The sequence below is a fragment of the Pseudomonas sp. GW823-FHT04A03 genome (genome assembly GCF_058796615.1).
The window spans coordinates 423,393-438,782 of record NZ_JBXAIV010000002.1 but is presented as its reverse complement, the minus strand read 5'-3'; the positions used below and the strand labels follow the sequence as shown (position 1 = coordinate 438,782).

Genomic DNA, 15,390 nt, shown 5'->3' with positions numbered 1-15,390 from the left:
TTCAGGGTGGGAAAGGTCAGGGAAATCATTTACCGCCGCTGCCGGCCACGCTCTCGCCACCCCGGGTCAGGTAGTAGGCGCCGAGGATCGGCAGCATGGTGACGAGCATCACGAGCATCGCCACGACGTTGGTCACCGGCACGTCCCGCGGGCGGCTCAACTGGTTGAGCAACCACAGCGGCAAGGTGCGCTCGTGCCCGGCGGTGAAGGTGGTGACGATGATTTCGTCAAACGACAGCGCAAACGCGAGCATGCCGCCAGCGAGCAACGCCGAGCCGAGGTTCGGCAGGATGATGTAGCGGAAGGTCTGCCAGCCGTCGGCGCCGAGATCCATCGACGCCTCGATCAGGCTGTGGGAGGTACGGCGCAAACGGGCGATGACGTTGTTGTAGACGATCACCACGCAGAAGGTCGCGTGGCCGACGATGATGGTGAACATCCCCGGCTCGATCCCCAGCGTCTTGAAGGTCGCCAGCAGCGCGATCCCGGTGATGATCCCCGGCAGTGCAATCGGCAGGATCAGCATCAGCGAAATGCCCTGTTTGCCGAAGAAATCCCGGCGGTACAACGCTGCCGAAGCCAGCGTGCCGAGCACCATGGCGATCAGCGTGGCGATGGCCGCGATCTGCAACGACAGCTTGATTGCTTCCAGCACGTCCGGCCGGGAAAACGCCACGCTGAACCAGTGCAGCGTGAAGCCTTTTGGTGGAAAGCTGAATGCCGCGTCTTCGGTGTTGAAGGCGTAGAGGAAGATGATCAGGATCGGGAAGTGCAGAAACACCAACCCGCCCCAGGCTGCGATTTTCAGGCCTAAAGAGGCTTTCTCAGAGTGCATCGAAGGCCCCCAGTCGTTTGACGATGGACAGGTAGATAGCGATCAGCACGATCGGCACCAGCGTGAACGCCGCAGCCATGGGCATGTTGCCGATCGCGCCTTGCTGCGCGTAGACCATGCTGCCGACGAAGTAGCCCGGCGGCCCCACCAGTTGCGGCACGATGAAGTCGCCCAAGGTCAGTGAAAAGGTGAAGATCGAACCGGCGGCAATCCCCGGCACCGACAGCGGCAGAATCACCTGCATGAAGGTCTGGCGTGGCTTGGCTCCAAGGTCGGCGGAGGCTTGCAGCAACGACGGCGGCAGGCGTTCCAGCGAGGCCTGGATCGGCAGGATCATGAACGGCAGCCAGATGTAGACGAACACCATGAACCGCCCCAGATGCGAGGTCGACAAGGTGCTGCCGCCGACCCCGGGAATCCCCAGAATGAACTGCAGAACCGGTTCCAGCCCCAGGTGCTGAACGAACCACTGCGCCACGCCGCCCTTGGCCAGCAGCAGCGTCCAGGCGTAGGCCTTGACGATGTAACTGGCCCACATCGGCATCATCACCGCGATGTAGAAAAACGCCTTGGTCTTGCCGGTGGTGTAGCGCGCCATGTAGTAGGCAATCGGGAACGCGACGATGGCGCTGGCAATCGACACCACGACGGCCATGCTCAGGGTGCGCAGGATGATGTCGAAGTTCGACGGCTGGAATAGCGCGGCGAAGTTGGCCAGGGTCAGGTCCGGCGTGACCGCCATGGTGAAGTCGTCGAAGGTGTAGAAACCTTGCCACAACAGCACCAGCAGCGAGCCCAGATAGATCGCGCCGAACCACAGCAGCGGCGGTACCAGCAGCATCGACAGATACAAATTCGGCTTGCGATAGAGCAGGTTGGAAAACCTGCGCAACGGCGCCGATTGAGGGAGGGCGAGGGCGGTCATGTCACACCCCGCTCGCAACGGTGTCGTGCAACGGAATCATCGCTTCCCGTGCCCAGCGAGCGCTGATGCGCTGACCGGTCTGGTGTTGCGCGCTGCTGTCGATCCACTGATTGTTGGCCTGGCTGATGCTCAGGGTCTGGCCGTTTTCCAGGGTCAGTTCATAGCGCGTGGCACTGCCCTGATACTGGATGTCGTGGAGCAGGCCGCTGACTTCGATTTCATGGCTGGCCAACGGGCCTTCGGCGAAACGCACGTGCTCCGGGCGGATCGAGAACGGCTGTGGATGGCCGCTGAGCTGGCGCGCCAGATCGCCGCGAATCACGTTCGAAGTGCCAACGAATTCGGCGACGAAAGTGGTGGTGGGCTTCATGTACAGATTGCGCGGGGTGTCGACTTGCTCGATGCGACCCTTGTTGAACACGGCCACGCGGTCGGACATCGACAGCGCTTCAGTCTGGTCGTGGGTGACGAAGATGAACGTGATGCCGAGCTGGCGTTGCAGCTTCTTCAGTTCGCTCTGCATCTGTTCACGCAGCTTCAGGTCGAGGGCGCCCAACGGTTCGTCGAGCAACAGCACTCGCGGGCGATTCACCAGCGCGCGGGCGAGGGCGACTCGCTGGCGCTGACCGCCGGACAACTGCACCGGTTTACGCGCGCCGTAGCCGCCGAGGGCGACCATCTCCAATGCTTCTTCGGCGCGCTTGTGGCGCTCGTTCTTGTTCACGCCTTTGACTTTCAAACCGTAGGCGACGTTGTCCAGCACGTTCATGTGCGGGAACAGCGCGTAATCCTGAAACACCGTGTTGACGTCGCGTTGATAGGGCGGCAAACCGGCGGCTTCGGCGCCGTGAATGCGGATCGAGCCGGCGCTCGGTTGCTCGAACCCGGCGATCAGGCGCAGACACGTGGTCTTGCCCGAACCGGAAGGGCCGAGCATGGAAAAGAACTCGCCGTCCTGGATGTCGATGGAAACCCGGTCAACGGCCTTCACCTCGCCGAACTGCCGGGAAACGTTGGTGAACTGGACTGCAAGCGTCATGATGCGGTGCTCCAAAAAGGCGAGGGCCGTCGCAGCGGCCCTGCCTGGACTTCTGAAAAACAGTGTTCGAGTTGATCGTTCCCACGCTCTGCGTGGGAATGCATCACCGGACGCTCCGCGTCCATTCGCATGAGATGACGCAGAGCGTCACGAGCTGCATTCCCACGCAGACGGTTCGACGCCTCGACGTGGGAACGATCGGGCTAGAGCGGCGTGTCAGCGACCGCCCATAATCGCAATGTAGTCCTGCGTCCACCGGCTATACGGCACAAACTTCCCACCCTCAGCCTGCGGTGTTTTCCAGAAAGCGATCTTGTCGAACTGATCGAACCCGTTGGTCTTGCAGCCTTCAGCGCCGAGCAACTCACTGCCCTGACACGCCGCCGGAACCGCCGGCAACGAACCGAACCACGCCGCCACATCACCCTGGACTTTCGGTTGCAGCGACCAGTCCATCCACTTGTAGGCGCAGTTCGGGTGCTTGGCTTCGGCGTGCAGCATGGTGGTGTCGGCCCAGCCGGTGGCGCCTTCTTTCGGCACGGTCGAAGCGATTGGCTGTTTCTCGTTGATCAGGCCGTTGACCTGATACGGCCACGCGCTGGACGCAACCACACCTTCGTTCTTGAAGTCGCTCATCTGCACGGTGGTGTCGTGCCAGTAGCGGTGGATCAGCTTCTGCTGCGCGCGTAACAGTTCCAGCACAGCCTTGTACTGATCTTCAGTGAGCTGATACGGATCCTTGATCCCCAGCTCAGGCTTGGTGGATTTCAGGTAGAGCGCCGCGTCGGCGATGTAGATCGGGCCGTCATAAGCCTGCACGCGGCCCTTGTTCGGCTTGCCGTCAGGCAGATTCTGCGCGTCGAACACCACGTTCCAGCTGGTCGGCGCGGTCTTGAACACGTTGGTGTTGTACATCAGCACGTTCGGGCCCCACTGGTACGGGGTGCCGTAAGTCTGGTTGTTGACCACGTACCACGGCGCGTCTTTCAGGCGTGGGTCGAGGGACTTCCAGTTCGGGATCAACGCGGTGTTGATCGGCTGCACACGCTTGCCGACGATCAACCGCAGCGAGGCATCGCCCGACGCGGTCACCAGGTCGTAACCGCCCTTGGCCATCAGGCTGACCATTTCGTCAGAGGTGGCGGCGGTTTTCACATTGACCTTGCAGCCGGTTTCCTTCTCGAAACCGGTCACCCAGTCGTAGGCCTTGTCGCTTTCACCGCGTTCGATGTAGCCGGGCCAGGCGACGATGTCGAGCTGGCCTTCGCCGGCGCCGACGGCTTTCAGCGGCTCGGCGGCCTGCAGACTGGCGCTGGCCAGCAGGGCTGTGGTGATTGCACTGAGCAGTGCGGTCTTGTGCACGAACATGGTGAACCCTCTTCTTTAAATTATGGTCGGGGCAGTTGTGAACGCGGTGAAGCATGCCGTGGTCGGCTTGTTATTAGCGTAGTCAGAGATGCTGGCCGTGGCGGGCCATGATGTGCCGCACCACGCTGTAGTCCTGTAGCGAATCGCTGGATAAGTCTTTGCCGTAGCCGGAGCGTTTCAGGCCGCCGTGGGGCATTTCGCTGACCAGCATGAAATGGCTGTTGATCCAGGTGCAGCCGTATTGCAGGCGCGCGGCGACCTGCATCGCCTTGTCCAGGTTCTGGGTCCAGACCGACGAGGCGAGGCCGTATTCCGAGTCGTTGGCCCAGTCCACCGCTTGCGCCAGCTCGTCGAAGCGGGTCACGGTCACCACCGGGCCAAACACTTCGCGCTGGACGATTTCATCGCTCTGTTTGCAACCGGCCAGCAGCGTCGGCTGATAGAAGAACCCGGCGCCGGAATGTACCGCTGCGCCGGTCACTCGTTCGATGTGCGGCTGACCGAGGGCGCGCTCGACGAAGCTGGCTACGCGGTCGCGCTGACGAGTGCTGATCAGCGGCCCGATTTCGTTGTCGGCGTCACGCTTGCCAGCGAAGCGCAGGCTGCTGACCGCCGCGCCGAGTTCGGCCACCAACTTGTCGTGAATCCCGGCCTGAGCGTAGATCCGGCAAGCCGCCGTGCAGTCCTGCCCGGCGTTGTAATAGCCATAAGTGCGTACGCCTTCGACCACGGCTTTGAGATCGGCATCGTTACACACGATCACCGGAGCCTTGCCGCCGAGTTCGAGGTGGGTGCGTTTCAGGGTTTTGGCAGCGGCCTGGAGGATTTTCTGGCCGGTGACGATATCGCCGGTCAGCGACACCATGCGTACTTTCGGATGGCCGACCAAGTGACTGCCGACGCCTTCACCGCCACCGCAGACGATGTTGATCACCCCGCGTGGCAGGATCTCGGCCAGCGCTGGCGCCAGCGCCAGAATCGACAACGGCGTGTGTTCGGATGGCTTGAACACCAGCGTATTGCCGGCGGCGAGGGCCGGGGCGATCTTCCACGCGGCCATCATGATCGGGTAGTTCCACGGTGCAATCGAGGCGACGACGCCAATCGGATCGCGGCGCACCATGCTGGTGTAGCCCGGCACGTATTCGCCGCTGAGCTGGCCGGTCTGGCAGCGCACGGCGCCGGCGAAGAAGCGAAACACATCGACGGTGGCGGTCAGATCGTCCTGCCGCGCCAGATGCAGCGGCTTGCCGCAGTTCAGGGCTTCGAGGCGGGCGAGGTGGTCAGCGTGTTTTTCAACGGCGTTGGCGATTTCCAGCAGGAAATTCGAGCGTTGTTGCGGGGTGGTGCGCGACCATTCGGCAAAGGCGCGGTGGGCGGCGAGGATGGCGACTTCGACTTGTTCGGTGCTGGCTTCGGCAATCTGGGTCAGGACTTCGCCGGTGGCCGGGTTGAGGATCGGTTCGACAAAACCCTGGCCGGCGACCAGTTCGCCGTCGATCAGCAACGCGGTGTGCATGTGGGTCTGCGCGCCAGCCATTTTCCGTGATCTCTTTTCTTGTATGGCCATGTTGCTCCCTGTTCCGGGAGCCGACCGTCTTATAGATGCAGCAAGACTAGTGCGCGGCTCCGGGGTCGACAAATTCTAAATACTGAAGGTGGCATTCGATTAAATAGATGGCTTGCGTCCACCGTGAGGCTGTTCGCGGGCGACGGTCAGGAAAGGATCGACCAGCGCGGGACGCGCAGTGCCGCGACGCCATGCCAGACCGACGTCGAGGGTCTGGTTGAGGTCGGCGATTGGCCGGGCCTCGATGATGTCGCCTTCCAGCGACCATGGACGGTAGGTCATGTCGGGTTGGATCGAGACGCCGAGACCCGCCGCCACCAGACTTCGCACGGCCTCGGTGGACGCAGTTCTGAGGGTGATCTTCGGTTGCAGTCCGGCGCCGCGCCATAGACGTTGGGCGTTGCGATCCATCTCGTCGACGTTCAGTTGAATCAACGGCTCCCGGGCGACATCGGCGAGGTTGATGCTGTCGTGTTCCAGCAACGGATGCTGGGCCGGCAGCCACAGACGGTGCGGCGAGTGGGTGAGCACTTCGGTCTGCAAGGCGTGGCGGTCTTCGAGGTTGGAGAGGATCAGTACACCGACATCGATCTCGCCGCTGACCAGCAAATGCTCGATGTACGGCCGCTCATCCTCCATCACCCGGATCTCGACATTGGGATACGCGCGCTGAAAACGGGTGAGCAAATCCGCCAGGTAATAACCGGCCACCAGACTGGTCACCCCGACGATCAACTGCCCGGCAACCTGATCGGTGCTTTGTTGCAGGCTGCGTTTGGCGTTGTCCACGGTCGCCAGAATCAGGTGCGCCTGGCGTAGGAATTGGTGTCCCTGATGGGTAAGCGTCATGCCCTTGGCGTGGCGATTGAACAGGCTGACGCCGATTTCTTCCTCCAGCTGCTGGATGGCCAGGGTCAGGGTCGATTGGGAAATGAACGCGGTTTGCGCGGCGGCGGAGATCGAGCCGGTCTCGGCCACGGCGATGAAATGGCGGATCTGACGCAAGGTCATCATGGAAGGTTTACCCGGTGGGCGGTTTTTATAGATTGCCTCGAGTGTATATCTATTTTCACGAAGGGCTGCGGTGGGCCAGGCAACATCTGGAAGCACACTCGCACCCAAATGCCGGGCACTTTCGAACTAGGCTGAGGGCCTTATTGATCCGGATAACCCTTGTTTGGAGACGGAACATGAACACCCGTGGATTGCTCGATCAACTCCTCAAATCCGGCCAGGAACTGCTGCAGAACAAGGCGGGCGGGGCGCAGAACAAACCGGCTGCCGGTGGTTTGGGCGGCTTGCTGGGCGGATCTTCCAGTAATGGCGCACTCGGCGGCTTGCTGTCAGGCGCAGGCGGCGGTGCCCTGGCGGCCGGCGCCATGGGCCTGCTGCTGGGCAGTAAAAAGGCCCGCAAGGTCGGCGGTAAAGTCGCCATATACGGCGGCCTCGCCGCACTGGGCGTGATCGCCTACAAAGCCTACGGCAACTGGAACGCCCAAAAAGGCACCGCCCCGCAAAGCGAACCGCAAACGGTCGATCGCCTGCCACCGGCGCAAGTCGAACAACACAGCCAGGCCATCCTCAAAGCCCTGGTCGCCGCCGCCAAGGCCGACGGCCACATCGACGACCGCGAACGCCAACTGATCGAAGGCGAATTCACCAAGCTCGACAGCGATCAGGAACTCAAGCACTGGCTCCACGCCGAACTCAACAAACCCCTCGACCCCACCGACGTCGCCCGCGCGGCAAGCACGCCGGAAATGGCCGCCGAGATGTACGTGGCGAGCGTGATGATGGTGGATGAGGAGAACTTCATGGAGAAGAGCTATCTGGATGAACTGGCGCGGCAGTTGAAGCTGGAGCCGGGGTTGAAGGTGGAGCTGGAGAAGCAGGTCCGTGTAGCTATTCAGTAAATCCACTCAGCGTCATAAGAACCCGCGATCCCGCACAGGATGGCGGGCTCTTTCGTTGCGGCTGAAAAAAGCGCCAGCGAGCACGCGTTACTGTGTCGCCAGATCATCTGCAGCTGAAATGGCCGATCCATCGCCCCTTTTCGCCATTGCGCCACTGGCACGCCGACCGCTGATTGCCGGAAAGTCCCAGTCCAGAGCCCATCGCGTTTCATGACCGAAAGGCCTGAGCGCGGCAAACCGTCTTATAAATGAAACACCGCCCTCAGCTATACTCCCCCGCATTTCGACCCGCCCCGAGGACTGACTGTGAAGAACTGGACGTTGCGCCAACGCATTTTGGCGAGCTTTGCGGTGATTATCGCCATCATGCTGCTGATGGTGGTCGTCTCGTATTCGCGGCTGCTGAAGATCGAAGCCAGTGAAAACAGCGTCCGTGACGACGCGATTCCAGGTGTCTATTACAGCTCGATGATTCGTGGCGCGTGGGTCGACAGCTACCTGCAGACCCAGGAATTGCTGGGGCTCAAGGAAGGGCAGGGCATCAGCAGTGAAGATGCGGCGGATTACAAAGCTTTCGAATCCCGTCTTCAGGAGCAGATGACCAATTACCGCAACACGGTCGTGACGGACGAGGACAAACTCGAATTCGCGTCTTTCGAGAAGTATCACGACACTTACATGAAGATTCAGGACACCGTGCTGGATCTGCACAAGCGCAATCTCGAAGCCGAAGCCGTCAAGCTGTTCCACGAACAACTGACGCCGACCTGGTACTCGGGCCGGATGAAGCTCAACGACATCATCGGCGAAAACAAGAAAGTCGCCGACCAGGCCATGGCCAACATCGACGAGGCCGTGGCGGCGGCCAAAGTCAGCATGTTCGTCTCGCTGCTGGTGGCCGTGCTGGCCGCCGGTTTCTGCGGTCTGCTGCTGATGCGCGCGATCATGGCGCCGATGAACCGCATCGTGCAGATCCTCGACATCATGCGCACCGGCGATCTGAGCAGCCGCTTGAACCTCGACCGCAAGGACGAGTTCGGCGCGGTGGAAACCGGCTTCAACGACATGATGACCGAGCTCACCTCGCTGGTGTCCCAGGCCCAGCGCTCGTCGGTGCAGGTCACCACGTCGGTGACCGAGATCGCCGCTACCTCCAAGCAACAGCAGGCCACCGCCACCGAAACCGCCGCGACCACGACTGAAATCGGCGCGACATCCCGAGAAATCGCGGCGACTTCCCGTGACTTGGTGCGCACCATGACTGAAGTCTCCACCGCTGCCGATCAGGCCTCGGTGCTGGCCGGCTCCGGGCAGCAAGGCCTGGCGCGCATGGAAGACACCATGCACTCGGTGATGGGCGCGGCGGATCTGGTGAACGCCAAACTGGCGATCCTCAACGAGAAGGCCGGCAACATCAATCAGGTGGTGGTGACCATCGTCAAGGTCGCCGACCAGACCAACCTGCTGTCCCTGAACGCCGCGATCGAAGCGGAGAAGGCCGGCGAATACGGTCGCGGTTTCGCCGTGGTCGCCACCGAAGTGCGGCGTCTGGCGGATCAGACCGCTGTCGCCACCTATGACATTGAACAGATGGTCCGCGAGATCCAGTCGGCGGTGTCCGCCGGGGTGATGGGCATGGACAAGTTCTCCGAGGAAGTGCGTCGCGGCATGGCCGAAGTGCAGCAGGTCGGCGAGCAGCTGTCGCAGATCATCCATCAAGTGCAGGCTCTGGCGCCGCGGGTGTTGATGGTCAACGAAGGCATGCAGGCCCAGGCCACCGGTGCCGAACAGATCAACCATGCGCTGGTGCAGTTGGGTGATGCCAGCAGCCAGACGGTCGAGTCGTTGCGTCAGGCCAGTTTCGCCATCGACGAACTGAGCCAGGTGGCCGTGGGCCTGCGCAGCGGCGTTTCGCGATTCAAAGTCTGATGAGCGAAATCACCGCCAAACGCAGCGCTGCACCGGTGGCGAAGCAGGCGTTGTTCCTGCTGTTTCGCATCGGCAGCGAACGCTACGCACTGCGCGCCACGGAAGTGGCCGAAGTGCTGCCGCGCCTGCCGTTGAAGCCGATTGCCCGGGCGCCGCACTGGGTGGCGGGGGTGTTTGCCTATCGCGGCACGGTGGTGCCGGTGATCGACCTCAGTGCCCTGACGTTCGGCCATCCTGCCGAAGCGCGCACCAGCACGCGGCTGGTGCTGGTGCATTACCGCGCGGACGACTCGCAACCCTCGCAATGGCTGGGTCTGATCCTTGAACAGGCCACCGATACCCTGCGCTGCAACCCGGAGGATTTCCGGCCGTACGGCCTCGACAATCGTCAGGCGCCGTACCTCGGCCCGGTGCGTGAAGATGCGCAAGGGCTGGTGCAGTGGGTGCGGGTCAACGACTTGCTGGACGAGTCGGTACGCACGCTGCTGTTCCCGTCGCCACCGCTGGATCCGGCGCGGCTTGAGGAGCAGCCATGAGCAGCGACCAGCGCTTTTTCGACTTCCTCAAGGAACGCATCGGCCTCGACGTCGCCTCGGTCGGGCCGGCAATCATCGAGCGGGCCGTTCGCCAGCGCATTACCCTGTCGCAAACGGTGAATGCCGATGAGTACTGGCAGACGCTGCAAGGCTCGCGGGATGAACAGCAGGCGCTCATCGAAGCGGTGATCGTCCCCGAAACCTGGTTTTTCCGTTACCCGGAATCCTTCGCCACCTTGGGCAAACTGGCGCGCAAACGCTTGGGCGAGCTGAACAACATGCGTGCGTTGCGCATCCTCAGCCTGCCGTGCTCCACCGGTGAAGAGCCCTATTCGATTGCCATGGCGTTGCTCGATGCGGGCCTCAAGCCCCATCAGTTCAAGGTCGATGGCATGGACGTCAGCCCCTTGTCGGTGGACAAGGCGCGGCGGGCGCTGTACGGCAAGAACTCGTTTCGCGGCCAGGAGCTGGACTTTCGCGAGCGACATTTTTTCGCCGAAAACGAAGGGTATCGGGTGAATGAAATCGTCCGCGAGCAGGTGCGCCTGCATGTCGGCAACGTGCTCGATCCGTCATTACTGGTCAACGAGCCGCCGTTCGATTTCGTGTTCTGCCGCAACCTGCTGATCTATTTCGATCAGCCGACCCAGCAGCAGGTGTTCGCCGTGTTGAAGCGCCTGACCCATGTCGATGGCGTGCTGTTTATCGGCCCGGCCGAGGGCAGCCTGCTCGGGCGGCTCGGCATGCGTTCGATCGGGATTCCGCAGTCTTTCGCCTTCAGCCGCCACAGCGAACCGCAGCCCGAACCGTTGCCGATGCCGACCGCGATTCCGGTGCCGTTGCCTGTGCGCCAACCGGTGCGTAGCACGCCACCGCCGCCGGTTCGCAATCGTCCGTTTGCTGGCGTGACGCCGTTGCCCGCGACGGCTAAAAGCACCAACCCCGACGCCGCGACCTTGCTGGCCAACATCGCCGCCCTGGCCAACGAAGGCAAAAGTGCCGAGGCCCGTGCCGCGTGCGAACAGTATTTGCGCAGTCATGAGCCGGTGGCCCAGGTGTTCTACTGGCTCGGCCTGCTGAGCGATGTCGCCGGCAGCGCCCTCGAAGCCCAGGGCTTTTACCGCAAGGCGCTGTACCTCGAACCGCAACACCCCGAAGCCTTGATGCACCTGGCCGCGCTGCTGCAGGCCCAGGGCGACACGGCCGGCGCCAGACGATTGCAGGAGCGCGCCGCTCGCAGCGACCGCACCGCCGACAGTGAGCGTAAACGATGATCCCGTCCGACACCTTGAACGTCACCCACGAAGACGCCCGGGCCATCGACGATTGCTGGAATCGCATCGGCATCCACGGCGACAAGTCTTGTCCGCTGCTGGACGAGCACATCCATTGCCGCAATTGCTCGGTGTATTCCGCCGCCGCCACGCGCCTGCTCGACCGCTATGCGTTGCAGCAGGACGAGCGCGACCCGGTGGCGACCCAGGTCGAAACCGAGCTGAAGACCCGTTCGCTGCTGATGTTCCGCCTCGGCGAAGAATGGCTCGGTCTGGCCACGCGCAGTCTGGTGGAGGTCGCGCCGTTGCAGGCGATTCACTCGCTGCCGCACCAGCGCTCCCGGGCGTTGCTCGGCGTGGCGAATGTGCGCGGGGCGCTGGTGGCGTGCCTGTCGCTGGTCGAACTGCTCGACCTCGACAGCAACGCGGCCCCGGCGACCGGCGCGCGGATCATGCCGCGCATGCTGATCATCTCGGCCCAGGGCGGGCCAGTGGTGGTGCCGGTGGACGAAGTCGACGGAATTCACGCCATCGACGAGCGAATCCTCGATGCCGCCTCACGTTCCGGCGCACAGGCCAGCGCCAAATACACCCGAGGCGTGCTGCCTTTCAAAGGTCGCAGCTTGCGTTGGCTGGATGAAGAACAGCTGTTGTCCGCCGTGTCCCGGAGCCTCACATGACCCCCGAGCAAATGCGCGACGCCTCCTTGCTCGAGCTGTTCAGCCTCGAAGCCGAAGCCCAGACCCAGGTGCTCAGCGCCGGGTTGCTGGCGCTGGAGCGCAACCCGACCCAGGCCGATCAACTCGAATCGTGCATGCGCGCGGCGCACTCGCTGAAAGGCGCGGCGCGGATCGTCGGCATCGACAGCGGCGTCAGCGTCGCCCACGTGATGGAAGATTGTCTGGTCAGTGCGCAGGAAGGGCGGCTGTTCCTGCGCCCGGAACACATCGACGCGCTGTTGCAGGGCACCGATCTGCTGATGCGCATCGCCACCCCGGCCAACGGCCCGCAACCGGCGGACATTGAGGCCTATGTGGCGTTGATGGGCGGTTTGCTCGACCCGACGGCACCGGCCGTGGTGCCCGCCGCTCCGAGTGCCCCAGTGATGGCGGAGTTGCAGCTTCAGCCACCGCCGGTGGTTGAACCCGCGCCGGTTGAAATCCCGGTCGAGGTCGCCGAGCCAGAACCCGCACCGCGCAAGAGCAAACGCACAACCGAAGGGGGCGAGCGGGTGCTGCGGGTCACCGCCGAGCGCCTGAACAGCCTGCTCGATCTGTCGAGCAAATCCCTGGTGGAAACCCAGCGCCTCAAGCCGCACCTGGCCACCATGCAGCGCCTCAAACGCATGCAGAACAACGGCCTGCGGGCGCTGGAAAGTCTCAACGTTCATCTCAAGGAACACGCCTTGAGCCTTGAAGCTCAAGAGGCGCTGGAAGATGCGCGCCGTTTGCTCGCCGAATCCCAGCAGTTGCTGGCAGAGAAAAACGCCGAACTCGACGAGTTTGCCTGGCAAGCGAGTCAGCGCGCACAAGTGCTCTACGACACCGCGCTGGCCTGCCGCATGCGGCCGTTCGCCGATGTGCTGTCCGGGCAGGTGCGGATGGTGCGCGACCTCGGTCGCAGTCTCGGCAAGCAGGTGCGACTGGAGATCGAGGGCGAGAAGACTCAGGTCGACCGCGATGTACTGGAAAAACTCGAAGCTCCGCTGACGCACCTGCTGCGCAACGCAGTCGATCACGGCATCGAAACCCCGGAAGAACGCCTGCTCAAAGGCAAGTCCGAAGAAGGTCTGATCCGTCTGCGCGCCTCGCATCAGGCCGGTCTGCTGGTGCTGGAGTTGAGCGACGACGGCAATGGTGTGGATCTGGAAAAGGTCCGCCGCAGCATCGTCGAACGCCAGTTGTCGCCCGCCGAAACCGCCGCTCAGTTGAGCGAAGAAGAACTGCTGACCTTCCTGTTCCTGCCGGGCTTCAGCCTGCGCGACAAGGTCACCGAAGTGTCCGGCCGTGGCGTCGGCCTCGACGCCGTTCAGCACATGGTTCGCCAGTTGCGCGGTGCGGTGGTGCTGGAGCAGACGGCGGGCGAGGGCAGTCGCTTTCATCTGGAAGTGCCGCTGACCCTGTCGGTGGTGCGCAGCCTGGTGGTGGAAGTCGGCGACGAGGCTTACGCCTTCCCGCTGGCGCACATCGAGCGCATGTGCGATCTGGCCCCGGACGACATCGTGCAGGTCGAAGGGCGCCAGCATTTCTGGCACGAAGGCCAGCACGTCGGGCTCGTCGCGGCCAGTCAGTTGTTGCAGCGTCCGGCCAGCCAGAACAGCGGTGACACCCTGAAAGTCGTGGTGATTCGCGAGCGCGATGCAATCTACGGCGTGGCAGTCGAGCGCTTCATCGGCGAGCGCACGCTGGTGGTGCTGCCGCTGGACGAGCGGCTGGGCAAGGTGCAGGACATTTCCGCCGGGGCCTTGCTCGACGATGGCTCGGTGGTGCTGATCGTCGACGTCGAAGACATGCTGCGTTCGGTGGACAAACTGCTCAACACCGGGCGTCTGGAACGCATTGCGCGTCACGGCCATCAGGCCGCAGAAGCGGCACGCAAGCGGATTCTGGTGGTCGACGATTCGCTGACCGTGCGTGAGCTGCAACGCAAGTTGCTGCTCAATCGCGGCTACGACGTCGCCGTCGCGGTAGACGGCATGGACGGCTGGAACGCCCTGCGCTCCGAGGACTTCGATCTGCTGATCACCGACATCGACATGCCGCGCATGGACGGCATCGAGCTGGTCTCGCTGCTGCGCCGCGACAACCGTCTGCAATCGCTGCCGGTGATGGTGGTGTCCTACAAGGATCGCGAGGAAGACCGCCGCCGTGGACTGGACGCCGGCGCCGACTATTATCTAGCCAAGGCCAGTTTTCATGACGACGCCCTGCTCGACGCGGTGGTTGAGCTCATCGGAGGAGCGCGGGCATGAAGATCGCAATCGTCAACGACATGCCTCTGGCGGTGGAGGCCCTGCGCCGTGCGCTGGCCTTCGAGCCGGCGCATCAGGTGGTGTGGGTCGCCAGCAACGGCGCCGAAGCGGTGCGCCTGTGCGCGGAAAACACCCCGGACCTGATCCTGATGGACCTGATCATGCCGGTGATGGATGGCGTCGAGGCCACCCGCCGGATCATGGCCGAGAGCCCGTGCGCGATCGTCATCGTCACCGTGGACCGCCAGCAGAACGTGCACCGGGTGTTCGAAGCCATGGGCCACGGCGCGCTGGATGTGGTCGACACCCCGGCCATCGGCGGTGGCAATCCCCAGGAAGCGGCGGCGCCGCTGCTGCGCAAGATCCTCAACATCGGCTGGCTGATCGGCGAGAAAACCGCCCGCTCGCGCCCGGCGCCTGCGACACCGCGCAGTACCGCCTCGCGCCAGCGACTGGTGGCGATCGGCTCTTCGGCCGGTGGCCCGGCGGCGCTGGAGGTCTTGCTCAAAGGCCTGCCACGCCACTTTTCGGCGGCCATCGTGCTGGTGCAGCATGTCGACCAGGTGTTCGCCGCCGGCATGGCCGAATGGCTGGCCAGCGCCAGCGGCCTGGACGTGCGTCTGGCCCGCGAAGGCGAACCACCGCAGGCCGGCGCGGTGCTGCTGGCCGGTACCAACCACCATATTCGTTTGCTCAAGAACGGCACGCTGGCCTACACCGCCGAGCCGGTCAACGAGATCTACCGCCCCTCGATCGACGTGTTTTTCGAAAGCGTCGCCAACTACTGGAACGGTGACGCCGTAGGGGTTTTATTGACAGGGATGGGACGCGACGGGGCTCAAGGGCTTAAGCTCATGCGCCAACAGGGTTACCTGACCATCGCGCAGGATCAGCAAAGCAGTGCGGTGTACGGCATGCCCAAGGCTGCCGCAGCCATCGACGCGGCCGTAGAAATCCGTCCACTGGAAAAGATAGCGCCACGATTGCTGGAGATTTTCCCCAAATGAACACATACCTCCGCAATCCTGGC

At 63.1% G+C, this 15,390-nt stretch carries 13 protein-coding genes; 7 read left to right on the top strand and 6 right to left on the bottom strand.

The window, feature by feature from the left end; translation table 11 throughout:
* Nucleotides 1-25: 25 nt before the first annotated feature.
* The 6 genes from AC1Q9F_RS07955 to AC1Q9F_RS07930 form a co-directional block, all read right to left on the bottom strand.
* On the bottom strand, nucleotides 26-835 hold the full coding sequence (locus AC1Q9F_RS07955) for an ABC transporter permease (protein WP_134825601.1): 810 nt from the start codon (nucleotides 833-835) through the stop codon (nucleotides 26-28).
* Nucleotides 825-1,760: an ABC transporter permease gene (locus tag AC1Q9F_RS07950; RefSeq protein WP_007954664.1), complete on the bottom strand. Its 936-nt coding sequence runs from the start codon at nucleotides 1,758-1,760 to the stop codon at nucleotides 825-827. Before AC1Q9F_RS07950 ends, AC1Q9F_RS07955 begins: the two co-directional genes overlap by 11 nt.
* Before the next feature lies 1 nt (nucleotide 1,761).
* Nucleotides 1,762-2,799 (bottom strand): ABC transporter ATP-binding protein, encoded by a 1,038-nt coding sequence (locus AC1Q9F_RS07945; RefSeq protein WP_492619607.1) that lies wholly within the window; start codon nucleotides 2,797-2,799, stop codon nucleotides 1,762-1,764.
* 216 nt (nucleotides 2,800-3,015) lie between these two features.
* Nucleotides 3,016-4,167, bottom strand: coding sequence for a putative ABC transporter substrate-binding protein YdcS (gene ydcS, locus AC1Q9F_RS07940; RefSeq protein ID WP_085609162.1), 1,152 nt, complete (start codon nucleotides 4,165-4,167; stop codon nucleotides 3,016-3,018).
* 82 nt (nucleotides 4,168-4,249) lie between these two features.
* On the bottom strand, nucleotides 4,250-5,737 hold the full coding sequence (locus AC1Q9F_RS07935) for a gamma-aminobutyraldehyde dehydrogenase (protein ID WP_492619608.1): 1,488 nt from the start codon (nucleotides 5,735-5,737) through the stop codon (nucleotides 4,250-4,252).
* 99 nt (nucleotides 5,738-5,836) lie between these two features.
* Nucleotides 5,837-6,751 carry a LysR family transcriptional regulator gene (locus tag AC1Q9F_RS07930; RefSeq protein WP_007954670.1) on the bottom strand — a complete coding sequence of 305 codons (915 nt, stop codon included), beginning with the start codon at nucleotides 6,749-6,751 and terminating at the stop codon, nucleotides 5,837-5,839.
* Between the two features lie 176 nt (nucleotides 6,752-6,927).
* Between AC1Q9F_RS07930 and AC1Q9F_RS07925 the strand changes: the two genes are divergently transcribed.
* From AC1Q9F_RS07925 to AC1Q9F_RS07895, 7 genes are all read left to right on the top strand, one after another.
* Nucleotides 6,928-7,650 carry a tellurite resistance TerB family protein gene (locus AC1Q9F_RS07925; protein WP_492619609.1) on the top strand — a complete coding sequence of 241 codons (723 nt, stop codon included), beginning with the start codon at nucleotides 6,928-6,930 and terminating at the stop codon, nucleotides 7,648-7,650.
* Between the two features lie 306 nt (nucleotides 7,651-7,956).
* Entirely contained in the window at nucleotides 7,957-9,579 is a 1,623-nt protein-coding gene (locus tag AC1Q9F_RS07920; RefSeq protein ID WP_492619610.1) for a methyl-accepting chemotaxis protein, read from the top strand.
* A complete protein-coding gene (locus tag AC1Q9F_RS07915) occupies nucleotides 9,579-10,115 on the top strand; it encodes a chemotaxis protein CheW (RefSeq protein ID WP_273896352.1) in 537 nt (178 codons plus the stop codon). Before AC1Q9F_RS07920 ends, AC1Q9F_RS07915 begins: the two co-directional genes overlap by 1 nt.
* On the top strand, nucleotides 10,112-11,389 hold the full coding sequence (locus AC1Q9F_RS07910) for a CheR family methyltransferase (protein WP_007954677.1): 1,278 nt from the start codon (nucleotides 10,112-10,114) through the stop codon (nucleotides 11,387-11,389). Before AC1Q9F_RS07915 ends, AC1Q9F_RS07910 begins: the two co-directional genes overlap by 4 nt.
* On the top strand, nucleotides 11,386-12,069 hold the full coding sequence (locus AC1Q9F_RS07905; protein WP_007954679.1) for a chemotaxis protein CheW: 684 nt from the start codon (nucleotides 11,386-11,388) through the stop codon (nucleotides 12,067-12,069). Before AC1Q9F_RS07910 ends, AC1Q9F_RS07905 begins: the two co-directional genes overlap by 4 nt.
* Nucleotides 12,066-14,360, top strand: coding sequence for a hybrid sensor histidine kinase/response regulator (locus AC1Q9F_RS07900; RefSeq protein ID WP_492634780.1), 2,295 nt, complete (start codon nucleotides 12,066-12,068; stop codon nucleotides 14,358-14,360). The genes AC1Q9F_RS07905 and AC1Q9F_RS07900 overlap by 4 nt, the downstream gene beginning before the upstream one ends.
* The gene (locus AC1Q9F_RS07895) at nucleotides 14,357-15,367 is read left to right on the top strand and encodes a chemotaxis response regulator protein-glutamate methylesterase (protein WP_007954689.1); all 1,011 of its coding nucleotides are present in this window, start codon (nucleotides 14,357-14,359) and stop codon (nucleotides 15,365-15,367) included. The genes AC1Q9F_RS07900 and AC1Q9F_RS07895 overlap by 4 nt, the downstream gene beginning before the upstream one ends.
* The last annotated feature ends 23 nt before the right edge of the window (nucleotides 15,368-15,390 follow it).